We start from the raw sequence: 22,704 nt of genomic DNA on the forward strand, positions 1-22,704 counted from the left end.
TGCCCTGGGTGGGACTCGAACCCACGTCCCCTGGTCGACGGTGAGGCAACGCGCTTCCCTGCCGGGGGCTGAGGTTCCCTGTCCTGTGGTCTTCTACACCACGGGCCCGGTCCCGGTGCATCCGCAACTCTCCCGCCGTGACACCGTTTCGTTTTCGGCCGCTCTCTCCTTCTGAGCTACCAGGGCGTGCCCCGAGCAGGATTCGAACCTGCGACCCCCTGATCCGTAATCAGGTGCGCTATCCACTGCGCCATCAGGGCTGATAATACGTAGGCCGTACCGGGATCGAACCGGTGTTCTCCTGATTGAGGGTCAGGCGAGCGTTCCGCTGCTCCGACGGCCCATGAAAGGGTGCAATGAATCGCCATTTCCCCGTGATGGGAAAATGGTTTTCACTGGCAAAGGAAAAGCCGCCGTTCCCGAATGGGAAGGGCGGCGGCCGGGAGGCTGGTCTCAGCCTCGCCGTCGCCCCGGCGCAGGTCGCTCGGCTTCACGGCCAACGACCACGGTCCGCAGCGTCACGCGCCGCGAGCGGGTGGATCGTTCCCGTGTCATCGAATGCTCCCTGTCAAAAGTGGTGGCGACTGAGGAAAAGAATAGGCGCGGCCCGAACGAATGGCAAGCCGCTTATTCTGGCCGAGTTCGGAAAGAATCCGGGCGGGGGTGTCGGATCGGGGCGGTGGCGTTCGTTGCAGGGGTGAGGCCGTCCACGAGCGGCGGCGCCGGCCACGAACCGTGATCATGAAGCCTTGGACGAGGCACGGTTCCGACGACACAGGAGATGATCTTCAGATGCAGTATCTGGTTTCGGTGATCGACGACAAGGACAACCCGGGCAGCACGGACCGGCAGCCGGCCATCAGGGTGTTCAACGAGCGGCTGATCGCCGAGGGCTACTGGGTGTTCGCGGGTGGGCTCGCGGACACCGGCGCGGCCACGGTCATCGACAATCGGGGCGAGTCGGCGGTGTTCAGTGACGGGCCGTTCGTGGAGTCGAAGGAGTATCTCGCCGGCGTCTGGGTCTGGGAGGCGCCCGATCTGGATGTGGCGCTCAAGCTGGCCGCCGAGGCGTCGAAGGTGTGCGACCGGAAGATCGAGGTGCGGCCGTTCCTGTGAGGGACGCCAAGCGGCCGAGGCGTTGGTGAACGCCTCGGCCGAGGGGCAAGCAGCAACCGGTCAGACTCGGGCCGGAACGGCGGCGGCGGTAGCGGGGCGGACGTCGAGGCCCAGTTTCCCTCGGGTGGCCACGATCAGGATCAGGGCGAGCACCGTGCTGCAGATCAGCTGGGTGTGCAGCGGGTCGCGGACCGGGTCCAGGGTGGGGAAGACCTCGTGCCAGACCAGGGAGTAGGTGCTGTTGATGCCGGCGTGCAGGATCATCACGATCGGCAGGCTCTGGCCGGTTCGGTTGAAGACCCAGGTCATCACCAGGCTCAGCGGCACGCAGCAGGCGACGAACTCGATCGGGCTCAGCCAGTGCGTGTTCGGCCAGCCGCCCCACTCGCTGAAGAACAGCGGCAGGTGCCAGCCGCCCCAGAGCAGGCCGAGCACGGTGGTGCCGCCGACCGCGCCGAACCTCTCCTGGAGGCGGGGCAGGGCGAAGTCGCGCCAGCCGGGCTCCTCGGCCATCGCGGTGGTGAAGAACTGGAGGATCAGCATGGGCAGGTACGCGGCGGCCACCCAGGCGGGGATCATCCGGGCGTTGCCCCACGACTCGGGCAGCACGAAGGTGGACAGCAGGATCGTTGCGGGCACGCCGAGCAGCACCACGGCGTACCAGCGCCAATTGACCTTGAATTTGACCAGCCGGCGGGACCAGTGGCGCAGGCCGTCGCGGCCGGAGACGGTGGCGGTGACGATGAAGGCGGCGGTGACCGGGCCCAGGTAGGCGCCGGGGAGCAGGCCGACGAGCTGCGCGCTGCCGCCCAGCCTCGGGATGTGCAGGTCGAGCACGTTCAGCCCGCTGTCGCCGAGCACGAACGGGATCCAGGCCAGCCAGCTCAGGCCGTAGGCGAGGGTGAAGAAGGCGGTCAGCGGGAAGCGGTGCACGAGGCGGCTTGTCATGGGATCAAACGCTAGGAACGGGACGGATCTCGATCGATCCCGCTGACTACCGAGGGAAAGTACAGCCTGCTGGAGTGAGGCGCGCCCAGAAGCACGGCAGTATTGCCGCCATGCCCTTGCATGTCTCCCGCCGCGTCCGGGCCGCCGTGTACGCGCTGGAGCACCTGGTCCTCGGCATCGGCACCGCCGTCCTGGCGCTGACCGCCCTGCTCTGGACGCTGTTCATGCTGCTCCCGGCGCCCCGGCTGGCGCTGCCGGCGATGCGCCTCGCGGCCGACCGTGAGCGTGACCGGCTGTCCCGGATGGGCCCCGAGATCGCCGGCCCCGACCCCCTGCCGCAAGGGCGATGGGCCTGGGTACGCGACACCGCGATCCGCCGCGAGCTGGCCTGGACGGGCATCCACGCCACGGCCGGGTTCTTTCTCGGGCTGGCCGGGCTCACCCTGCCGCTGTACGCCCTGCAGGACCTCACGTTCCCGCTGTGGTTCTGGGTCCTGAACCCGGAGGACGGCGGCCCGAGCCTCGCCCTCTGGCGGATGGACGGGCCGCTGGACGTCTTCTACGTCTTCCTGTTCGGGCTGTTCTGGGTGCTCATGGTCATCTTCGTCGGCCCGGTGCTGGCCTGGGCGCAGGCGTGGCCCGGCCGGCGGCTGCTGGGGCGGACCGACGGCGACGCCTCCGTACGCATCGCGCACCTGACCGCCACCCGCGCCGCCGCCCTCGACGCGCACGCGCTGGAACTGCGCCGCATCGAACGGTCGCTGCACGACGGCACCCAGAACCGCCTGGTCGCCGTGAACATGCTGATCGGGGCGGCCCGGCGGGCCCTGACCCGGGATCCGGCCGTGGCCGAGGCGGCCCTTGACCGGGCCCAGGAGGCGACCGAGCAGGCGCTGGCCGAGTTGCGTACGGTGGTTCGCGGCATCCTGCCGCCGGTGCTCGCCGACCGCGGGCTGCCCGGCGCGCTGGCCGGCCTGGCCACCCACTGCGCCGTGCCGACCAAGCTCGACATCGACGCGGGGGTCCGGGCCCCGGCGTCGGTGGAGGCGACCGCCTACTACGTCGTCGCGGAGGCGCTCACCAACGTGAGTAAGCACAGTGGAGCGTCGAACGCCGTGGTCGAGGTGCGGCGGCCGGGCGACCGGCTGGTCCTGCGGATCGAGGACGACGGGCACGGCGGCGCCGACGAGCGGGGCGGCTCGGGCCTGACCGGCATCCGCCGGCGGGTCGAGGCGCACGACGGGAAACTGACCCTGACCAGCCCACCCGGTGGGCCGACGACGATGCTGGTGGAGCTGCCGTGCGGATCGTGATCGCCGAGGACGACCCCCTGCTGCGGGAGGGCCTGGCCGCCCTGCTGCGGGCCGAGTCGCTGGACGTGGTGGCCACCACGGACGACCCCACCTCGTTCCTGGCGGCGGTCGACCAACACCAGCCGGACGTCGCGATCGTCGACGTGCGGATGCCGCCGACGCACACCGACGAGGGCATCCGGGCGGCGGTGGAGGCGCGGCGCCGGCAGCCGGGGCTCGCGGTGCTGGTGCTCTCGGCGTACGTGGAACAGGCTTTTGCCACTGAGCTCCTGGCCGGGGGAGCGGTGCGGCTGGGCTACATGCTGAAGGAGCGCGTCGGCCGGGTGGAGGAGTTCCTGGCGGCGCTGCACCGGGTGGCCGAGGGCGGGACGGCGGTCGACCCGGAGGTGGTCGGCCAGTTGCTGGCGCGGCCGCGGCAGGACGACACCCTGGAACGGCTGAGCCCCCGCGAGCGTGACGTGCTGGCGCTGATGGCCGAGGGGCTGGGCAACACCGCGATCGCCGAGCGGCTGTTCGTCACCGAGGGCGCGGTGCACAAGCACATCCGGAGCATCTTCGCCAAGCTCGACCTGGCGCCGGATGATCGGGCCGACCGCCGGGTCACCGCGGTGCTGCGATTCCTGGACAACCCGGTCGCCCGCTGACTGGCGGTTTGACGACACAGCCGTTGTGCCGGGCCGGTCCGGCTGCTGGTGTGTGGTCGTGGCGGTTTCGGTGGTGGCCGCGGCCGCCGGGTACGGCAAGACCACGGCGCTGCGTGGGTCGCACCCGGACGCGCGCTGGCATCGAGGCCTGCCCACCGGCGGCGGCGATCCGTGCGCGGCGCTGGCCGGGGTGGTGCTGGAGGAGGCGCGGGGCGGGGCGAGCCAGGTGGTGTTCGACGACCTGCCGCCGCTTCCGGCCGGGACCGTGGCCGCGGTTTCCAAGATCGTCGAGGGTACGGCCGACGTCGCGCTCGCCTCCCGCTGGCCCGGCCCGCGGGCCGACGTGGGGCCCGCCTCCCTGGCCCTGACCGTCGATCAGGTGGCGGCGCTGGTCCCGCCGTCCGACGCCGCCCGGATCCACGCCGCCACGGCCGGGTGGCCGGTGCTGGTGCAGCTGGCGGCCGGGAACGGGGAGCCGCTCGGGTCGCCGGACGGGGCGATCGCGGAGTACCTGGCCGAAGAGGTCCTGCCGTCGCTGCCGGAGCCGGCCCGGCGGTTGCTGACCCATCTCGGCGACCTCGCGCCGGTCGGCGCCGACCTGTGCGCGTCGCTCGGCCACCCGTCGTCGGCGTTGCGACACCTGGTCCGCAGCGGGCTGCTGACCACGGCCGGGTCGCCGCCGTCGGTGCCCGGTGGGCCGCCGCCGTGCCTGCGCGTGGTGCCGGTGGTGGCCGCCGTGCTGGCCTCGTCGCCGCCGCGCGCCAAGGCGGCCGTGTTCTTCGACCAGCACGGGCCGCCGGTGGCGGCGGCCCGGGAATACCTCCGGGGCGGTGACCGGTCCTCGTGCGCCCGCGTGCTCGCCACGCACGGTGATTCGATGCTGGCCGCCGGCGCTGCCGAGGAGGTGGCCTCGCTGGTGGCGGCGCTGCCCCCGCGTACCCCCGAGCTGTGGTTGTTGCTGGGGGACGCGCACCGGGCGGCGGCGTCGCTGGGCGCGGCCGAGCGGGCCTACGCGGCCAGCGGCCTGCCGGCGACGAGCCCAGCCCTGGCCTGGCGCCTGGGGCGCATCCACTACCAGCGTGGCGACGCCACGGCCGCGCTGACCGCCTTCGCGGCCGGTCAACCCGCCTCGGGGCCGGACGCCGTGCAACTGGCGGCCTGGAGCGCCAACGCGCACCTGCTGGCCGGGTCGGCCGAGACCGCTCTCGCCTCCGCCCGCCGGGCGATCGCGCTGGCCGCCGACGAGCCCGCGGCGGTGGCGCTGGCCCACGTCAGTGCCGCGTTGTGCCTCGCCGCCACCGGGGACGACGCCGCGAGCGAGGAGCACTACGGCATCGCGGTGCCGGCGGCCGAGCGCGCCGGCGACGTCGTCCTGCTCACCCGGATCTTCATCAACAAGACCTTCCGGCTGCTCCGGGCCGCCCGCTTCGAGGCCGCGCTGGCCGCCGGCCGGACCTGCGCCCGGTACGCCGCCGTGGCCGGGCAGCCGAGCCTGCAGGCCATCGCCGCCTGCAACGAGGGCGACGTGCTGGCCATGCTGGGACGGTTCGACGAGGCGGTGCGGTGCTTCGAGACCGCGATCGCCGGATATCACCGGACCGGGTCGCGGCGGGTGGCCGGCGCCCAGCTCGGGCTGGGCGAGGTGTACCGCCGGCGGGGCTGGCGGGAGCAGGCGCGGGCGGCCTTCGAGGCGGCGATCCGGGTCGCGACCGAGGCCGGGAACAACCACGTGCTCGGGCCGGCCCGCAACGGCCTGGCCCTGGTGCTGCTCGACGACGACCCGGAGCGGGCGGCCGCGATCGCCGCGCCCGGCACGCTCGCCGACGGGTGGCTCGCGCTGCGGGCCGGCGATGAGGAGCGGGCGGCCGCGGTGGCCGACGAGCGTTGCGCCGCCGCCCGTGACGACGGTGATCGGGTCGCCCTCGCCGACGCCCTCGAGCTGCGCGGCATGCTTGTTACCAACCAGTCGGTAGCGTTGCGGGAGTGCCACGGGATCTGGGCCGAGGCGGGCGCCGTGGTCGAGGCCGCGCGCCTGGTCGTGATCATGGGGCGGATGCCCGGCAGCGGTCCCGGCGAGCGCCTGCGGCGGCTGGTCGCGATCGAGCGGCTGCGCGAGGCCGGTGCGGTCGTCGCGCCCGAGGAGCCGTCGGCCGATGTGCTGGTGCGGGCCTTCGGGCGGTTCGAGGTGCTGGTCCGCGGCGAGCCGATGCCGGCCAGGCGCTGGCAGTCCAAGAAGGCCCGTGACCTGCTGCGGATCCTGGTCGCGCGGCGGGGCCGGCCGATCCCGCGGGACGAACTGTGTGAGCTGCTCTGGCCGGGCGCCACCGGGGCCGGCCACCGGCTGTCCGTGCTGCTGTCCATCCTGCGGGGCGTGCTCGACGACGCCGGGCCGGCCCTGGTGGCCGACCCGGCGAGCGTGGCGCTGGACGTGACCCGGATCCGGGTCGACGTGGAGGACTTCCTGGCCTATGTGGCGCAGGCCCGCCGCCTCGTCGACACCGGCGACCTGGCCGAGGCGCGGGCCCTGCTCGCCACCATCGACCGGCATCACACCGGCGAGGAGGCGTTCGGGGACGAGCCGTACGCGGCCTGGGCGGCCGGGTTGCGTGAGGAGGCGCGGGCCGCCCAGCTGCGGATGCTGCGGATGTCGGTGCAGGTGACGGACAACGTCGACGCCGCCGCCGGGTTGCTGCTGCGGCTGCTCGACCACGATCCGTACGACGAGACGGCGCACCGGGGGCTGGTGCGCCGTCTCGTCGCGGCGGGGCGGCACGGGGAGGCGCGGCGAGCCTTCGACCGCTATGTGGCTGCGATGCGGTCGATCGGCGTACGCCCACCCGACGAGACCCTGCTCAGTGGATCGTCCCGCTTCAGTGGAACGTCCCGCCGAACGCCGCCTCGACCATGACCGTGCCGCCCTCGTCGGCGAAGGCCTTCTTCGAGGCGACGCCGAACAGCGTGCCCCGCGCCCACGTGGTGCCGTTGTCCGGGCCGGGCACGATCGCGTCCAGCGTGGCCCGGGGCGGCCCGGTGACCGTGGCGCCCACCCCGTAGACCGCCTTCTGCGGGTCGTTCTCCGAGAACGGGGCGACGATCGGCCACGAGTGGGACGCCGTCGTCGTGCGTACCCGATCCATCTCACCGGAGGGACGGCACAACGCGAACGCGGTGACCTGGGCCAGCCAGGAGTCGGCGGCCACCCGCACGGTCTCCAGGTCCTGGTCGATCGTGATCGACCTGGGCACCCCGCCCTCGATCCGGAAGCCGAGCCCGAAGAGCTGGGTGGTGTCGGAGCACGAGGCCTCGGCGGTCCCCACGCCGGTCCCGGTCTCGCGGTAGGGCGTCACCGAGCTCTCACACATGACGTACGCGGTGACCGACCAGGAGCCCACCATCCCGGCCGGCGCCCGCGCGATCACCTTGACCGACTGCTGGTCCTCGGCCGGCACGACCGCGGTGATCGCCACCCCGCCCCCGCCCGCCGATCCATAATTGATCATCCCGCCGCCCGCGTACCGGGCGCCGGAATCGCAGGTGGCGATGGCCGTCTTCACCTGCTGCGGCCCGAACACACTGGTGTCCGACGCCCGCACCGGCGTCCCTCCGAGCGAGGCCACCAACCCCGCGACCAGAACCGTGGCAACAAACATGTCTGTCCCTTCGATGTGAGAACTCGATGGAACAGAGGGGGTGTCAGGGTGGCGTCATGCCGGGTCGCGGAAACCCGACAGTCAGCCGGGCAGCCGGAGCCGGACCGGGGTCTCCTCGGCCAGGAAGGTCAGGACCGCCATGGTCTGCGGCGGGATGGTGCCGCCGGCGCAGGTGGACCAGCTGACGTCGCCCGTGCGGAAGGTGGCCACCGTGGTCACGCCGCCGGGACAGGGCGGGGGCCGGTGGCCCTGCTGGGCGCCGGTCTCCAGGGCCAGGCGCGCGTCGATCAGCCCCTTGAGCTTCTTGACCTTCCTCAGGCTCAGCCGGCCCTCGGTGTCGGCGCCGTCGCCGGCGCAGTCCTGGCAGAGCCAGCCGCCGTCGATGTTGACCGACAGCCAGGACGTCCCCCAGCGGACGTCGATCGGGGAGCCGAGTTCGTCCTTGGTGGCGGCGCGGCGGGCGGGCGACGGCCCGGCCAGCGGCGGGTGCCGCGGACCACGCTGGACCAGGTCGCGGAGCCGGGCGAAGTCGTCGCGCCGGTCGGCCGTGAAGGTCACCCGGCCGAAGCTGCCCGGGTCGGCCCACCAGCATCGCGTCGTGGTCGCGGCCCGGCCGCAGCGGGCCACGCCGCCGTACCGGCCGGGCTCGACCGGTCCGTAGTCGGCCAGACCCTTCACCTCGTTGGTGAGGTAGGCGTCGAGCATCCCGGCCGGGTCGGTGACCGGTCCGGCCGCGGCGGCGAACTCGATGCTCTCCGCACCCTGGCGATAGGCGGCGGCGAACGGCGTCGACGGCGGGCCGATCTTGGCGGCCAGGCCGGTCGCGTCGTCTCGGGGCGCGCCGGCCGGCAGGCCGTCGATCTCGCCGGGTGCCGCGAACGTGGCGCTCACCGGGGCCGGGGCGGGCGAACCGGCCGCCGAGGAGCAGCCCGCCGTCAGCAGGACGGCGAGCAACGACACGGAGAGGGTGGCCCGCACGACGCGCCAGGCTACGTGGTCGAGCCGCGGCCACTCACAGCGGCAGCGGCGTCGTGCGGCGCGACCTGGGGCATCACCGGCCCGTCGTACTACTGCTTCCGGCACGGCACGCTGGCCAACCTGCACAACGTGATCACCGACGTCCGCGCCCGTTGCGGCCGGCCGGTGGTGCGGGGCCGACCGCCCGCAGTGACCCGTATATATATAGGCAACACCGCTGGTCGGAATGCGGGGACGGCGGAATCGCCGTCCCCGCATTCTGGTGTGGTCAGGTCGCCGGGCGGTAGCCGGCCGGGCGGCTGGTGAACGTCCCGCGGCCGTGGGTGCGGCTGCGCAACGTGGTCGCGTACCCGAAGAGCCGCGCGAGCGGGACGACCGCCCGGACCGACGACGAGGTCGACCCGGTCACCCGGCCGTGGCGCGCGCCGAGATCGCCGAGGACCGCGCCCAGCGTCTCGGCCGGGGCGTCCACGGTCACCTCGGCGACCGGTTCCAGCAGCGTCATCCCGCACGCCGCCAGCGCCTGCCGCAGCCCGAACCGGCCGGCCGCCCGGAAGGCGAGCTCGGACGAGTCCTTCGGGTGGGTGGCGCCGTCGCGCAGCACGACCCGCAGCCCGGCCACCGGATGACCGCCGATCGGGCCCTCGGCGAGCGACTCCCGGCAGCCGGCCTCGACCGCGCGGACGAACTCGGCCGGCACCCGCCCGCCGGTCACCGCCGACGCGAACGCGAAGCCCTCGGACGAGGGCGACACGTCGAGGACGATGTGCGCGAACTGGCCCGCCCCGCCGTCCTGCTTGACGTGCCGGTAGACCATCCCGGTCACGCCCCGCGTCACGGTCTCGCGGTAGGCCACCTGCGGCCGGCCCACGGTCACGCCGATGCCGAGCTTCTTCACGGCCACCTCCAGATGCAGTTCGCCCTGCCCGGAGAGCAGGGTCTGCCCGGTCTCCCGGTCGACCCGCACGGTCAGCGACGGATCCTCCTCGACCAGCACGGCCAGCGCGCCGGTCAGCTTCTGCGACTCGGCCCGGGTCCGCGCCTCGATGGCCACCGAGACCAGCGGCGGCGACGCCGTCGCCGGTGGCTCCAGCCGCACCGGACGGTCCCGGGTGCTCAGCGTGGCGCCGGTCCGGGCCGCCTTGACCCCGGCCACGGCGACGATGTCGCCGGCCCGCGCCTGGTCCAGGTCGGTGTGCCGGTCGGCCTGGATGCGCAGGATGCGGGCGACGCGTTCGGTACGCCCGGCGTCCGCGTCCCACACGACGTCCCCCTTCCGCAGCGTGCCGTCGTAGATCCGGAGGTAGGTCAGCCGCCCGGTCCGTGCCGCGTGCACCTTGAACACCAGCGCGGCCAGGTCGCCCGACGGGTCGCCGCCGGGCGCGGGCAGGTAGTCCACCACCGCGTCGAGCAAGGGCTCCACGCCGCGGTTCCGGTACGCCGCCCCGCACAGCACGACCACGGCCTTCCCCGACAGGGTCAGGTCGCGCAGCGCCCCGCGCAGGGTCGGCTCGGACATGTCGCCCAGCTCCTCCAGGGCGCCGGCGTGCAGTTCCGCCACGGCTTCCTCCAGCCGGCGCCGAGCCTCGGAGGCGCCGGCCGGCGTCACCCGCAGGACACCGTTCGTCCAGACGAGACGCCGCAGGCCGACCAGGTCGACGACGCCGACGAACTCGTCGCCGTCGAACACCGGCTGCTGGACGACGAGCGGGGTGACGCCCAGCCGGGAACGGATGGCGGCCACGGTCGCCTCCAGCGAGGCGCCGGCCCGGTCCATCTTGTTCACGAAGGCGAGGCGCGGCACGCCGTACCGATCGGCGGCCCGCCACACCGACTCGCTCTGCGGCTCCACCCCGGCGACGCCGTCGAAGACGGCGACCGCGCCGTCCAGGACGCGCAGCGACCGCTCGACCTCGGCCGAGAAGTCGACGTGGCCCGGGGTGTCGATCAGGTTGATCCGATGACCGGCCCAGTCGCAGCCGACCGCGGCGGCGAAGATGGTGATGCCACGCTCACGCTCCTGAGGGTCGAAGTCGGTGACCGTCGTCCCGTCGTGCACCTCGCCGCGCTTGTAGGTGGCGCCGGTGGTGAACAGGATGCGTTCGGTCACGGTGGTCTTGCCGGCATCGACGTGCGCGAGGATGCCGATGTTGCGTACACGCATGATGGGTTGAGCCTTCCGGGTGACGTGAACGACGACAGGTTCGTCCACCCCGGCCGGGCAGGGGGTAACGCCGGCTATGCCCGACTGGGCAGAAGGTAACGCCGGCTATGCCCGACCGGGCACGCCAGACACGAGGATCCGCTCATGGCGCGAACACATGGCGGTCTCCTCTCCGCTCGTTGGCCCTGACCAGGGTAGACAGATCTTGGGACCGCCGCGACCGGGTTTTGGTGTCCGTTAGCGGTCGCGCCCGCGGTTCGGACAAAGTCGTATTTAGACGACGGTAGTCCTTCGGCTCACGTACCGGTATGGTGGCTCCGCATAGACGCCGGTCTGATTCTGATTATCGGACCACCCCCCGAGCGGCTAGGACGATCACGAAGACGTGACTACGCAAACCGATGCCGAGCAACAGTCGGCCGCACCGCAATCCATCAAGCGCCGGGTCATCCGGCTGGTTCTGATCCCGGGCGCCGCCGCCCTGGTGCTCTGGCTCGTGGCCTCCGGCTATCTGGTCTTCACCGGCTTCTACGAGCGGGCGGTGGCGGTCGGCGTCCGCCAGGTGTCCATCCCCGCGGTCACCGGTCTGGCCGCCCTGCAACGCGAGCGCCGGATGAGCATCGGCTACCTCGCCCACCGGCAGCAGGAGATGCGCCAGCTCATCGACCAGCGCCGGCAGACCGACCAGCTGCTGACCGAGCTCCGCGACAAGGCTGAGCCGGTTCTGGCCAACGCGCCGGGCAGCATCAAGGTCAAGTGGGAGACGCTGTCCCAGGGCCTGGACGGGCTGCCGGGCATGCGCACCACGATCGACTCCGGGGCGGCGACCCGGCCGCAGGTCTACGACTTCTACAACGGACTGCTCGATTCGGCGATCGGCCTGTTCGACACGCAGGCGCGGGTCTCGTCCGGCTCGGAGGCCGCGCTCGGCGGCATCGCCGCGACCGAGATGTTCCGGGCCAGTGACCTGATGGCGCGCAGCGGATCGATCATCGCCGGCGCGTTCGGGTCCAAGGCCCTGACCCGCAACGAATACCTTCAGTTCACCGCGTTCGTGGGGGCGTACCGCGACGAGCTGGCCACCATCGCGCCCCACCTGGAGCCCCGGGCCGCGCAGGTCTACCGCGACATCCTGGCCAGCGAGGACTGGCGGGACATGGTCGCCGCCGAGAACACCTTGATCGTCTCGGGCTCGTGGAGCAACCGGCCGCCGCGTGGCCTGCCCCTGGACGAGGCGGGCTGGGAACGGCTCAGCACCCAGGTCTCCGGCGACCTGACCAACCTGGCCACCATCCAGGCTGACGAGGTGTCCGCGGCCGACCTGGCCAGCGGCACCCGGCAGCTGCTCTTCGCGTCCATCGGCAGTGTGGCCGCGCTGCTGATCGCCGCCATCGCGATCGTGTGGGCCGTGCGGCAATCGCAGATCCTGGTCAACAGCGCCCTTTCGGTACGCCTGAGCCAGCTCGGCCGGGACGCCGCGGCGGTCGTCGACGACCTGCTCCCGGCCATGATGAGCAAGCTCCGGCAGCGCCAGCGGGTGGATCGCGACACCGACCTGCTCAGCCAGGACTACGGCCGCGACGAGATCGGTCAGCTGGCCCAGGTGCTCAACAAGTCGCTGCACGCGGCGGTCGGCGCGGCCGTGGACGAGGCGAACGCCCGCGCCGCCGGCACCGCGATGTTGATGGGTGTCGCCCGGCGCCCGCAGCGCCCGCTCCAGCGTGGCCTCAAGGTGGTCGAAGACCTGCAGGACCGGGTCGGCGACGAGCAGTTGCTGGCCGCGTTGTTCGACATCAACCACCAGATGACGCAGACCCGCCGGTTCCTGGAGAACCTGATCATCCTGGCCGGCGGGCAGACCGGCCGCCGGTTCCAGAAGCCGGTGCCGATGCGCCGGGTGCTGCTCGCCGCGATCGCCGAGACCCAGCAGTACCAGCGGGTCAGCATCCGGCAGACGGCCGACGTGGCGGTGGCCGGCACGTCCACCTCGGGCACCATCCACCTGCTGGCCGAACTGCTGGACAACGCGCTGGCCTTCTCGCCGCCGGAGTCGCCGGTGTGGGTCAGCAGCGCCCGGGTGGAACGTGGCGTGGTCATCGAGATCGAGGACGGCGGCGTCGGCATGTCGGCCGAGCGGCTCGAGCAGATCAACACGATGCTGGCCACCGCGCCGACGCCGGACGTGACGGCGCTGCGGGACGGCGCGCAGATCGGCCTCTGGGTGGTCGCCGAGCTGGCCCGCCGGGACGGTCTTCAGGTTCAACTGCGGAGTTCGGCGTACGGCGGGGTGCTGGCCGTGGTCCTGGTGCCGGACCGGGCGCTGGCCCAGTACTCGGAGACGCCCACGATGGAACTCGACGCCACGGTGGGCGTGGCCCGGAAAACGTCCCGGGCCCATGTCGGCCCGCCGGTGAAAGCGCCGGTGGCACCGGTGGCACCGGTGGCGCCGGTCGTGGTCGAGGAGAAAGCCCCGCAACAGCCCGCGGCCCCGCCGCCGGTGGCGGTCGAAGGGCGGCCCGCGCTTCCGGTCCGCCGCCCGCAGGAGCACATCAACCCGATGCTGCGCGAGGAGGAGCCGTCCGGCGCCTTCGCCCCGCCCGCCGCCCCGGTCCGCAGCCCCGACCAGGCTCGCGAGCGCTTCGCCCGCTACCAGCAGGGCTGGCGGGCCGGCAAGGACGCGGGCACCGAACCCGATCAGGCGCCGCCGCCCGGCGCCGACTACCGGTAACTCGAGACAGGGAAGATATGGACTCGACGTCGCACAACGATCTGACGTGGATGCTGGACGAGCTGGCCGCCTTCCCCAGCGTGCTGAACGCGGCCGTGCTCTCCACCGACGGGCTGATCATCCAGCGGTCCACCTCGCTGCCGCAGGACGCGGCGGATCTGATGGCGGCCGCGGCCTCCTCGCTGTACAGCGTGGCCGCGGGCACCGGGCGCCGGTTCAAGAGCGGGCCGGTGCACCAGGTGGTCATCGAGTACGAGGACCACACCCTGTTCATCGCGGCCGCGGGGGAGAACGCGCGGCTGGCCGTGCTCTGCGGCGAGGACGTGGACATGGGCGCGATCGCGTACGAGATGGGCCGGCTGGTCACCCGGATCGGCCAGTACCTCGGCGCCGAGGCGAGAGCGAAGGCCGCGGCGGGCAACGGGCACGCGGGCGGCTGACGGGTGGCCTACGGCTCATGGCCCGGCGACGACGACGAGCTGGGCAAGCTGGTCCCGCTCTACGTCCTGGTCGGTGGGCGGACCACCCCGCGCAACACCAGCCTCGACCTGGCCACGCAGGTGATCGCCTACCCGTCCGACCCGGCGGCGCTCGAGCCGCAGTACCGGCAGATCATCCTGAGCTGCGGCGACTGGATCTCGATCGCCGAGGTGGCCGCGTACCTCGACCGTCCCCTCACCGTCATCAAGATCCTGGTCGACGTGCTGCTGGAGCAGGGCCTGCTGGCCATCGGCGCGCCCGCGCAGCAAACCGTCATCAACCGTGGCCTGCTCGAAACGCTCCTCGACGGCCTCCAACGACTCTGACCGAAGGACAGCACACGTGAAACGCACATCGGTGAAGGTGGTGGTGGCCGGCGGCTTCGGCACCGGCAAGACCACGCTGGTCCGGTCGATCAGCGAGATCGAACCGCTGACCACCGAGGAGTTGCTGACCGAGGCCAGTGTCGGCGTGGACGACCTGGCCGGCCTGACCGACAAGGACAGCACCACGGTGGCGCTCGACTTCGGGCGGATCACCATCAACCACGAGGTGGTGCTCTACCTGTTCGGCACGCCCGGTCAGGACCGGTTCTGGTTCATGTGGGACGAACTGGCGCAGGGCGCGGTGGGGGCGATCGTGCTGATCGACACCCGCCGGCTCGACTCCAGCTTCGCCGCCATCGACTACTTCGAGCGGCGGAAGATCCCGTTCGTGCTGGGTGTCAACATGTTCTTCGGGGAGCGGCAGTACACCGAGGAGGAGATCCGCGGGGCGCTCCATCTCGCGGCCGGGGTGCCGCTGCTGTGGGTCGACGCGCGTGACCGGGCGTCGGTGCGCGAGACGCTGGTGAGCCTCGTACGCCACGCGCTGTCCCGGCTGCCGGACGAAGCGAAGGTCTGATCTTCAGCTCAGTGTAATCGGATCAATACTGGCCGAGATCGTCGGCGGCGGATAGCATCATCTTCATGACCATCGATCTACTGGGATTTCCCGAAATAACTTGGGAAAATTACCCGGCGGTCGGCCGGTCATTCGGAAACTTCCTCAGTGGACTCTGGGCCACCGCGTGCGGCGTCCTCGACGTGCCGCACAGCCCGGCGGCCCAGAGCACCCAGCTGGTCGGCTCGCTGCTTCCGGCGTGGAGCTCGGAGGTCATCGGCGCCACGCCGGCCCGGCAGTCCTATGTGTCCGATGACGGCTTCCCGGCCGAGCTGTCGGTGAACTGGTCCGGCCGGCACCCCGAGCTGCGGATCCTGTTCGACAGCCTTGGCGACCCCTGGACGTTCCCCGACGAGCCGGACGGCTCCGTCGCCGACATCTTCGGCCCGGCGCCGGTGTGGCACGCGATCGCCTGGCGCCCGCCGGCGCGGGTGGTGCTCAAGACCTACTACGGGCTGTACGAGTGGCCGGCGCCCCAGCGGCCGGCCGCGGTCGGCGAGGCGATGGCCCGGCTCGGCCTGGCCGAAGCCTGGGCGGATGCCCGCCGGCGGGTGGAGGCGGCCGGCGGCGAGCGGGAGGTCGAGTTCTTCGCGGTCGACCTGCGCGGCGTACGCGACGCCCGGGTCAAGATCTACTACCGCAACCACGACGCCGGTCTGGCCGAGGTGAGCCGGCTCGCCGCCGTGGCCGGGAACCACAACGCCACCGCGGCCGACGCCGCCTACCGGGTGTTGACCGGCGAGCGCGCCAAGGCCGGTCGCGCCGCCCTGACCTGCCTCGCGTTCCGCGCCGGCGGCCGGTCCGCGGCCGAGTCGACCACGTACCTGCGGTTGCCCACCCTGACCACCTCCGACCGGCAGGCCGTCGACCGCACCAGCACGCTGCTCCTCCGCGAGGGCGTCGACCCCCGGCGGTTCCGCGCGCTGGCCGCCGCGCTGACGCCGACGCCCCTGCCGGACAGCACCGGCCTGCTCGAGCTGGTCAGCTTCCGCGCCGCCGGCCGCCGCGCCGACATCACCACCTACTTCCGGTTCCCCGTGTACTGAACCAAGGAAGGAAGGCCCCCGCCATGCCCACTGCTCAGGATGTGGAACGCGTCAACTTCTTCGTGGAGGAACGCGCGCAGGACTACCGGCAGTCGTCGTTCCTCACGCTGCTGACCGACCCGGACACCCCGGTCGAGACCAAGAAGGCCACGCTCACCTACCTCCAGCCCTGGTCGAACGCCTACCAGCGGATGATCAGCGCCCGGGTCGTGCACGAGCCGGACGACGGCCTGCACGCGCTCGCCCTGCTGCACCAGCAGGAGGAGATCGGGCACAACATCATCCTGCACCGCAGCCACCCGGCCGACGGCTCGACGGTCTTCGACCCGATCATCGAGGCCTGCGGATCCTGGTACGTCGACCAGCTGTCCTCGCTGCCCGGCGTGCACAAGGCCGCGATCGCCCACCTGGCGCTCGAGGTCGGCTGCCTGGTGATGAGCGAGGCGGGCCTGGTGCCGTTCCCGGACGACGCCTACTTCGCCCTGCACGTGGTGGCCGACGCCGACCACGTCGAGATGGGCTACGAGATGCTCCGCGAGCGCACCGACTGGACGGCCGACGAGGTCATCGCCGTGCTGGACCGCGCCTGGCAGGTCATCGGGGTGGCCTCGGACCGGATCGCCGAGTGCGCCCGCCGGGACACCCTGGCCTGACCGGCAACCCGGTCGCAACCCCTTCGCCCGCACCACCGCAGGCGCCGGTCACGCGGAACTGCTCCGCGCGGCCGGCGCCGGCGTGTACCGGCCAGAGGCTCTCGGCCGCCACATGCTCGTCCGCCCCGGGGCCGGACGGTCTGGGTGACCGCGCCCGGCGGCCGTGGGGACGCTTTCGCTCGAGATCCACCGCAATCACTCGCGGTGAGTTCAAGTTGTGAACGATAACAACCGGGCTGACCGGCTGAATAACAGATCGGGACACGTCATGTGATCCAGCCTTGACGCACCGGCATGAGAGCGTTAACACTGTCGAAACTCATCACCCCCTCTTACTCGAGTTCACAACGTCCCGGGAGCTTTTGTGGCTGCGTCGGGACCCCTTCGGAATCCCTTTTGCCAGTTCGCCAGGAGGAATCATGATTCTGCGTAGGATGTCCGCAATTGTCGCGGGCGTCGTGCTGCTCGCCGGCGTGGCCGCCGGCTGTGGCAACGGCACTGAGGTGTCGGGCGGCTCGAGCGGCACCGACGACGGGAAGATCACGCTGGGCTTCTCGCAGGTCGGTGCCGAGAGCGGCTGGCGTACCGCGAACACCAAGTCGATCCAGGAGTCGGCCGCCACCGCCGGCATCGACCTCAAGTTCGCCGACGCGCAGCAGAAGCAGGAGAACCAGATCAAGGCGATCCGGTCCTACATCACCCAGAAGGTCGACGTGATCGCCTTCTCGCCGGTGGTGGAGACCGGCTGGGACGCCGTCCTGCAGGAGGCCAAGGCGGCCAACATCCCGGTGATCCTGACCGACCGGGCCGTCGACTCCCAGGACAAGACGCTCTACAAGACCTTCATCGGCTCGGACTTCGTGGTCGAGGGTCAGAAGGCCGGCGAGTGGCTGGTCAAGGAGTACGAGGGCAAGCCCGACCCGGTCAACATCGTGCAGCTCGAAGGCACCACGGGCTCGGCGCCGGCCAACGACCGCAAGTCCGGCTTCGAGGAGAAGATCAAGGCCGACCCCAAGTTCAAGATCATCGCCTCGCAGACGGGCAAGTTCACCCGCGCCGACGGCAAAGAGGTGATGGAGGCCTTCCTCAAGGCCAACCCCAAGATCGATGTGCTGTACGCGCACAACGACGACATGGGCCTCGGTGCGATCGAGGCGATCGAGGCGGCCGGCAAGAAGCCGGGCGTCGACATCAAGATCATCACGGTGGACGCGGTCAAGGACGGCATGCAGGCCCTGGCCGACGGCAAGATCAATTTCATCGTGGAGTGCAGCCCGCTGCTCGGCCCACAGCTGATGGACCTGGTCAAGAAGGTCAAAGCGGGCGAGACGGTCGAGCCGCGGATCCTGACCGAGGAGACCACCTTCACGCAGGCGCAGGCCAAGGAAGCCCTGCCCAACCGGAAGTACTGACGATGGCGGAGACCACGCCGATCCTCGAGATGCGCGGCATCGGCAAACGATTCCCCGGTGTGATCGCGCTCGACGGCGTGGACCTCCGCCTCCTCCCCGGCGAGGTGCACGCGCTGATGGGGGAGAACGGCGCGGGCAAGTCCACGCTGATCAAGATCCTGACCGGTGTCTACGACATCGACGACGGCGAGATCGAGCTGGACGGCGTACCCGTGCTCTTCTCCGGGCCGAAAGCGGCGCAGAACGCCGGCGTCAGCACCGTCTACCAGGAGATCAACCTCTGCCCCAACCTGTCGGTGGCGGAGAACATCTACATCGGCCGCGAACCCCGGCGGCTCGGCTTCATCTCGTTCCGCGCCATGCGGGCGAAGGCGGCCGAGCTGCTGGGTTCGCTCGGCATCGACATCGACCCCGGCTCGATCCTGGCCGGGCACTCGATCGCGGTGCAGCAGATGGTCGCGATCGCGCGGGCGGTGGACATCTCGGCCCGGGTGCTGATCCTCGACGAGCCCACGTCCAGCCTGGACGCCGGCGAGGTGGCCCAGCTGTTCCGGGTGATCCGCGGCCTGCGCGAGCAGGGGCTGGCGATCGTCTTCGTGACGCACTTCCTCGACCAGGTGTACGAGATCTCGGACCGCATCACGGTGCTGCGCAACGGGCGGCTGGTCGGCGAGTTCCCGACCACCGAGCTGTCCCAGCGCGACCTGGTCGAGAAGATGATCGGCAAGGAGCTCTCGGTCCTGGAAAGCCTGGAGGAACAGGCCAAGCCCGACCTGCGCTCGCTCGAGGCGTCGCCCCCGGTCCTCGCGGCGGATCGGGTCGGGCGCGCGGGCGCCATCGCGCCGTTCAGCCTGACCATCCACGCCGGCGAGGTGGTCGGGCTGGCCGGGCTGCTCGGGTCCGGTCGCAGCGAGCTGGCCCGGCTGCTCTTCGGCGCGGACAAGGCCGACTCGGGCGAGCTGCGGGTGGACGGGCAGCCGGTCACGTTGCGCGGCCCGCGCTCGGCGATGGAACGGGACATCGCCTACCTGTCCGAGAACCGCCGCACGGAGGGCCTGATCGAGGAGCTCACCGTACGCGAGAACATCATTCTTGCTCTTCAGGCCAACCGCGGCTGGGCGCGTCCGGTGCCCCGGCGGCAACAGGACGAGCTGGTCGACAAGTACGTCAAGGCGCTGAGCATCCGCCCGGCCGACCCGCAGTCCGTGGTGCGCAACCTGTCCGGCGGCAACCAGCAGAAGGTGCTGCTGGCCCGTTGGCTGATCACCGAGCCGCGGCTGCTCATCCTCGACGAGCCCACGCGGGGCATCGACGTCGGCGCCAAGGCCGACATCCAGCGGCTGGTCGTCAGTCTGGCCGGGGACGGGCTCGGTGTGCTGTTCATCAGCGCCGAGCTGGAGGAGGTGCTCCGGCTCAGCCACAAGATCCTCGTCCTGCGCGACCGGCAGGTCGTCGCCCAGCTCGAGAACACCGACGAGGTGGACGCGAACACCATCATGAACACGATCGCCACCGGGGTCAGCTCGTGACACTTTTGAGGCATCGGCTCTTCTGGCCGTCCGCGGCGCTGATCGTGCTGCTGCTCGGCAACCTGATCTTCACACCACACTTCTTCTCGATCGAGCTCCGGAACGGGCAGCTGTACGGGAGCCTGATCGACATCCTCCGGCTCAGCGCGCCACTGATTCTCGTGTCGCTGGGCATGACGCTGGTGATCGCCACCGGGGGCATCGACCTGTCCGTGGGGTCGGTGATGGCCGTGGCGGGCGCGCTCGCCTGCTCGATCGTCGTCGACCGGCCGGACATCTCGGGAGTCCTGCTGGCGTGCGCGGCCGCGCTGGCGCTCGCTCTGGCCCTGGGCCTCTGGAACGGTTTCCTGGTCTCGGTCGTCGGGCTGCAACCGATCATCGCCACGCTGATCCTGATGGTCGCCGGGCGCGGGCTGGCCCAGCTGATCACCGAGGGCCAGATCATCACGGTCAACTCCCCGCCGTACCGCTTCATCGGCGCCGGCTACCTGCTCACCTTCCCGTTCGCGGTGATCATCGCGGCGGTGGTGGTCGCCCTGGTCGCGTTGATCACCCGGCGTACCGCCCTCGGCCTGCTGGTCGAGTCGGTCGGCGGCAACCCGCGCGCCAGCCGCCTCTCCGGCATCCACTCGCGCCGCCTGATCTGGGGCGTGTACGCGTTCACCGGCGTCGCCGCCGGGATCGCCGGCCTGATGGCCACGGCCAACGTGTCCAGCGCGGACGGCAACGCGGTCGGCAGCCTGATCGAGCTGAACGCCATTCTCGCCGTCGTCATCGGCGGCACGTCCCTGGCCGGCGGCCGGTTCTCCATCGCCGGCACGGTCGTCGGCGCGCTGCTCATCCAGGCCCTCGACACGACCATCTACACGACCGGCGTGCCGGCCCAGACCACCCAGCTCTTCAAGGCCGTCGTGGTGATCGCGATCTGCCTGATCCAGTCGCCCGTCTTCCGTCGTCGCGTCTTCAGGACGGTGCCCGCATGACCGCAGTCCTCGCCCCCCGGCGCCGGGCGCTGGCGATCCGCAAGTACGTCCCGATCCTCGGCACCCTGGCCCTGCTGATCGTCATGTACGCCATCGGCATCGCCAACTACGAGAACTTCTACAACACCCAGATCCTGCTGAACATCTTCATCGACAACTCGTTCCTGCTGGTCGTCGCGGTCGGCATGACGTTCGTGATCCTGACCGGTGGCATCGACCTGTCGGTCGGCTCGGTGGTCGCCCTGACCACCATGGTCTGCGCCACCATGCTGAACAACGGCTGGCCCACCCCGCTGGCCATGATCGCGGTCCTGCTGATGGGCGCCGCCCTGGGCTTCGCCATGGGCTGCGTGATCCACTTCTTCGAGATCCAGCCGTTCATCGTCACCCTGGCCGGCATGTTCCTGGCCCGCGGCCTCTGCTACGTGATCAGCACGTCCTCGATCTCGATCAACGCCGACTTCTGGCGCACCACCGCCCAGCACCGCATCGGCGTGGGCTCCTTCACCGTCACCCCGAGCGTCCTGATCGCGGCCCTGGTCGTCATCATCGCCGCCGTGGTCCTGGCCTGGACCCGCCTGGGCCGCACGGTCTACGCCATCGGCGGCAACCCGACGTCGGCCATGCTCATGGGCCTGGGCGTCGGCCGTACCAGGATCGCGGTCTACACGATCAGCGGCCTGTGCTCGTCGATCGGCGGCCTGCTGCTCAGCTTCTACATGAGCTCCGGCGACCCCCTGCACGCCATCGGCATGGAACTCGACGCGATCGCCGCCGTGGTCATCGGCGGAACCCTGCTGACCGGCGGCGCCGGCTACGTCGTCGGAACCGTCCTGGGCATCACGGTGCTGGGCCTGATCCAGACAATCATCACCTTCCAGGGCAACCTGAGCAGCTGGTGGACCCGCATCGTGATCGGCGCCCTGCTCTTCGTCTTCGTCCTCCTCCAACGAACCGTCGTCCGCCGAACCCCCTGACCCCCTGACCCCTGCAATCTTCCTTGGCCCACCGCCCGCTTCCCCGGCGGCTTCTCTGGCGGCTTGCTGGGCGGCTTGCTGGGCGGTTTCTCCGGCGGCTTGCCGGGCGGCTTTCCGGGCCGCGCTTGTGCCCGCCCTCGTGGGGCTGGCCCGCACGTCGGTGCCCGCACTCGTTCGGTCGATCCGCACGTCGGTGCCTCCTATCGCTGGGTGCCCCTCTCGCGCTGGTCGTGGGGTACCTCGGCGGCGCTTTGCTCTGAGCGCGTATAGGCACCACTCGGATACCGGTGGTATCTGGATACAGCCAGCATCGAAGTGTTGCCTATACGCGCTCAGAGCAAAGCGGCCGGTGGGGCAAGTGCGCGGTGGTGATGACCGGGCGCTGTCTCGTCGGCCATGGGGGCTGATGGGTGGCGGCTTGACGTCGGCACGGGCGGCGGCCGGCGGCGGTCATTCTCCGCGGCTGGCGCCGCGTGGGCGGTGGTCGGGGCCGCGGCTGGCGCCGCGTGGGCGGTGGCTTTGGGACGCGGCTGGCACCGCGCGCGGGCGGTGGCTTCGCGGGGTGGCGGGTCAGCGTTGGCGGATTCGGAGGAACGTGACCGAGTTCGGCGGGAACGTGTGGGTGAAGGTGGTCGCGACGCCCGTCAGGGTGGTTGTCACGGGAGCGATCGGGCGGGCGGTGCCGGTGTTCTGGGCCTGGGGGTCGCCGGTGATCACCGTCATTGTGGCGCGCGGGGCGACCTTGCGGCCGTTGAGGTCGATGGCGGTGGTGGCGGGGGAGTCCTGGGCGTTCACCACCTTGACGATCAGGGTGCTGCCCTCCTGGGTGACGACCTGCGCGAAGGGTTCGGTCACGCGGTCGTCGGCGAACTGGCCCCAGAGTTGGCCGTCGACGAAGAGGCGGACGCGCGTACCGCGTACCTCGGCCTTGAGGTTGTAGGCGCGACCCGGCGTGATGCTGTCGGGGCGGGTGAAGAGCTGCTCCTTGGCGCCGCCGGAGGCCTTCTCGACCGCGCCCTGGGTGTTGTTCCAGCCGCCGAGGTTCCACCAGTACCAGTTGTCGACGTCCTTGAGCCCGAACGCGACCAGGAAGCCCTCGTTGCCGGCGGTCTTGGTCGCGGTCAGCGTCAGGTCGTAGTTC

Annotated in this window: 19 protein-coding genes and 2 tRNA genes; 14 read left to right on the forward strand and 7 right to left on the reverse strand. The window is 71.2% G+C overall.

The genetic code is table 11. The features are described 5' to 3' along the window. Nucleotides 1–187: 187 nt before the first annotated feature. Nucleotides 188–260, reverse strand: a tRNA-Arg gene (locus tag AB0O15_RS40415). A gap of 10 nt (nucleotides 261–270) precedes the next feature. Then, nucleotides 271–343, reverse strand: a tRNA-Glu gene (locus tag AB0O15_RS40420). Nucleotides 344–792: 449 nt separating this feature from the next. Between AB0O15_RS40420 and AB0O15_RS40425 the strand changes: the two genes are divergently transcribed. Next, nucleotides 793–1,116 carry a YciI family protein gene (locus AB0O15_RS40425; protein ID WP_364330811.1) on the forward strand — a complete coding sequence of 108 codons (324 nt, stop codon included), beginning with the start codon at nucleotides 793–795 and terminating at the stop codon, nucleotides 1,114–1,116. Between the two features lie 60 nt (nucleotides 1,117–1,176). Here the strand turns inward: AB0O15_RS40425 and AB0O15_RS40430 are convergent, their stop codons facing one another. Next, nucleotides 1,177–2,064: a type II CAAX endopeptidase family protein gene (locus tag AB0O15_RS40430; RefSeq protein WP_364330814.1), complete on the reverse strand. Its 888-nt coding sequence runs from the start codon at nucleotides 2,062–2,064 to the stop codon at nucleotides 1,177–1,179. A gap of 110 nt (nucleotides 2,065–2,174) precedes the next feature. On the opposite strand from AB0O15_RS40430, the gene AB0O15_RS40435 reads away from it, so the two are divergent. From AB0O15_RS40435 to AB0O15_RS40445, 3 genes are read left to right on the forward strand one after another with little or no spacing between them, the layout of a single operon-like run. Then, entirely contained in the window at nucleotides 2,175–3,377 is a 1,203-nt protein-coding gene (locus tag AB0O15_RS40435; protein WP_364330817.1) for a sensor histidine kinase, read from the forward strand. Then, a complete protein-coding gene (locus tag AB0O15_RS40440; protein WP_364330820.1) occupies nucleotides 3,365–4,021 on the forward strand; it encodes a response regulator transcription factor in 657 nt (218 codons plus the stop codon). Before AB0O15_RS40435 ends, AB0O15_RS40440 begins: the two co-directional genes overlap by 13 nt. A 58-nt stretch (nucleotides 4,022–4,079) precedes the next feature. Further along, nucleotides 4,080–6,929, forward strand: a complete 2,850-nt coding sequence (locus tag AB0O15_RS40445) for a tetratricopeptide repeat protein (RefSeq protein WP_364330822.1) — start codon at nucleotides 4,080–4,082, stop codon at nucleotides 6,927–6,929. Here the strand turns inward: AB0O15_RS40445 and AB0O15_RS40450 are convergent. From AB0O15_RS40450 to AB0O15_RS40460, 3 genes are all read right to left on the reverse strand, one after another. Next, the gene (locus AB0O15_RS40450; RefSeq protein WP_364330825.1) at nucleotides 6,892–7,671 is read right to left on the reverse strand and encodes a hypothetical protein; all 780 of its coding nucleotides are present in this window, start codon (nucleotides 7,669–7,671) and stop codon (nucleotides 6,892–6,894) included. The genes AB0O15_RS40445 and AB0O15_RS40450 overlap by 38 nt on opposite strands. Before the next feature lie 81 nt (nucleotides 7,672–7,752). After that, complete coding sequence (locus AB0O15_RS40455) at nucleotides 7,753–8,649, reverse strand: hypothetical protein (protein WP_364330828.1); 897 nt, start codon at nucleotides 8,647–8,649, stop codon at nucleotides 7,753–7,755. 268 nt (nucleotides 8,650–8,917) lie between these two features. Then, nucleotides 8,918–10,813, reverse strand: a complete 1,896-nt coding sequence (locus AB0O15_RS40460) for an elongation factor G (protein ID WP_364330831.1) — start codon at nucleotides 10,811–10,813, stop codon at nucleotides 8,918–8,920. 385 nt (nucleotides 10,814–11,198) lie between these two features. Between AB0O15_RS40460 and AB0O15_RS40465 the strand changes: the two genes are divergently transcribed. From AB0O15_RS40465 to yjfF, 10 genes are all read left to right on the forward strand, one after another. Next, nucleotides 11,199–13,541, forward strand: coding sequence for a nitrate- and nitrite sensing domain-containing protein (locus tag AB0O15_RS40465; protein WP_364330834.1), 2,343 nt, complete (start codon nucleotides 11,199–11,201; stop codon nucleotides 13,539–13,541). 17 nt (nucleotides 13,542–13,558) lie between these two features. Then, the gene (locus tag AB0O15_RS40470) at nucleotides 13,559–13,981 is read left to right on the forward strand and encodes a roadblock/LC7 domain-containing protein (RefSeq protein ID WP_364330837.1); all 423 of its coding nucleotides are present in this window, start codon (nucleotides 13,559–13,561) and stop codon (nucleotides 13,979–13,981) included. A 3-nt stretch (nucleotides 13,982–13,984) separates the two neighbouring features. Beyond that, nucleotides 13,985–14,347, forward strand: coding sequence for a DUF742 domain-containing protein (locus AB0O15_RS40475; protein WP_364330840.1), 363 nt, complete (start codon nucleotides 13,985–13,987; stop codon nucleotides 14,345–14,347). A gap of 16 nt (nucleotides 14,348–14,363) precedes the next feature. Further along, nucleotides 14,364–14,924 carry an ATP/GTP-binding protein gene (locus AB0O15_RS40480; RefSeq protein ID WP_364330843.1) on the forward strand — a complete coding sequence of 187 codons (561 nt, stop codon included), beginning with the start codon at nucleotides 14,364–14,366 and terminating at the stop codon, nucleotides 14,922–14,924. A 65-nt stretch (nucleotides 14,925–14,989) separates the two neighbouring features. Beyond that, nucleotides 14,990–16,009, forward strand: coding sequence for a hypothetical protein (locus tag AB0O15_RS40485; RefSeq protein WP_364330846.1), 1,020 nt, complete (start codon nucleotides 14,990–14,992; stop codon nucleotides 16,007–16,009). A gap of 23 nt (nucleotides 16,010–16,032) precedes the next feature. Then, a complete protein-coding gene (locus tag AB0O15_RS40490) occupies nucleotides 16,033–16,662 on the forward strand; it encodes a hypothetical protein (RefSeq protein WP_364330848.1) in 630 nt (209 codons plus the stop codon). 419 nt (nucleotides 16,663–17,081) lie between these two features. Then, complete coding sequence (locus tag AB0O15_RS40495) at nucleotides 17,082–18,074, forward strand: ABC transporter substrate-binding protein (RefSeq protein WP_364330851.1); 993 nt, start codon at nucleotides 17,082–17,084, stop codon at nucleotides 18,072–18,074. Nucleotides 18,075–18,076: 2 nt separating this feature from the next. Continuing rightward, nucleotides 18,077–19,603 (forward strand): sugar ABC transporter ATP-binding protein, encoded by a 1,527-nt coding sequence (locus AB0O15_RS40500; protein WP_364330854.1) that lies wholly within the window; start codon nucleotides 18,077–18,079, stop codon nucleotides 19,601–19,603. After that, nucleotides 19,600–20,586: an ABC transporter permease gene (locus AB0O15_RS40505; protein WP_364330857.1), complete on the forward strand. Its 987-nt coding sequence runs from the start codon at nucleotides 19,600–19,602 to the stop codon at nucleotides 20,584–20,586. The genes AB0O15_RS40500 and AB0O15_RS40505 overlap by 4 nt, the downstream gene beginning before the upstream one ends. Then, nucleotides 20,583–21,563, forward strand: coding sequence for a galactofuranose ABC transporter, permease protein YjfF (gene yjfF, locus AB0O15_RS40510; protein WP_364330860.1), 981 nt, complete (start codon nucleotides 20,583–20,585; stop codon nucleotides 21,561–21,563). The genes AB0O15_RS40505 and yjfF overlap by 4 nt, the downstream gene beginning before the upstream one ends. 570 nt (nucleotides 21,564–22,133) lie before the next feature. On the opposite strand, the gene AB0O15_RS40515 is transcribed toward yjfF, so the two are convergent. Continuing rightward, a partial coding sequence (locus AB0O15_RS40515; RefSeq protein ID WP_364330862.1) for an alpha-L-arabinofuranosidase C-terminal domain-containing protein occupies nucleotides 22,134–22,704 on the reverse strand: 571 nt, incomplete at its 5' end.

Source organism: Actinoplanes sp. NPDC089786 (genome assembly GCF_040684855.1).
Taxonomy (GTDB): Bacteria; Actinomycetota; Actinomycetes; order Mycobacteriales; family Micromonosporaceae; genus Actinoplanes.

Excerpts from the sequence above, each read along its gene's own strand:
- AB0O15_RS40425 (WP_364330811.1), top strand. The coding sequence starts at position 793 with ATGCAGTATCTGGTTTCGGTGATCGACGACAAGGACAACCCGGGCAGC.
- AB0O15_RS40430 (WP_364330814.1), bottom strand. The coding sequence starts at position 2,064 with ATGACAAGCCGCCTCGTGCACCGCTTCCCGCTGACCGCCTTCTTCACC.
- AB0O15_RS40435 (WP_364330817.1), top strand. The coding sequence starts at position 2,175 with ATGCCCTTGCATGTCTCCCGCCGCGTCCGGGCCGCCGTGTACGCGCTG.
- AB0O15_RS40450 (WP_364330825.1), bottom strand. The coding sequence starts at position 7,671 with ATGTTTGTTGCCACGGTTCTGGTCGCGGGGTTGGTGGCCTCGCTCGGA.
- AB0O15_RS40460 (WP_364330831.1), bottom strand. The coding sequence starts at position 10,813 with ATGCGTGTACGCAACATCGGCATCCTCGCGCACGTCGATGCCGGCAAG.
- AB0O15_RS40470 (WP_364330837.1), top strand. The coding sequence starts at position 13,559 with ATGGACTCGACGTCGCACAACGATCTGACGTGGATGCTGGACGAGCTG.
- AB0O15_RS40485 (WP_364330846.1), top strand. The coding sequence starts at position 14,990 with ATGACCATCGATCTACTGGGATTTCCCGAAATAACTTGGGAAAATTAC.
- AB0O15_RS40490 (WP_364330848.1), top strand. The coding sequence starts at position 16,033 with ATGCCCACTGCTCAGGATGTGGAACGCGTCAACTTCTTCGTGGAGGAA.
- AB0O15_RS40495 (WP_364330851.1), top strand. The coding sequence starts at position 17,082 with ATGATTCTGCGTAGGATGTCCGCAATTGTCGCGGGCGTCGTGCTGCTC.
- AB0O15_RS40500 (WP_364330854.1), top strand. The coding sequence starts at position 18,077 with ATGGCGGAGACCACGCCGATCCTCGAGATGCGCGGCATCGGCAAACGA.
- yjfF (WP_364330860.1), top strand. The coding sequence starts at position 20,583 with ATGACCGCAGTCCTCGCCCCCCGGCGCCGGGCGCTGGCGATCCGCAAG.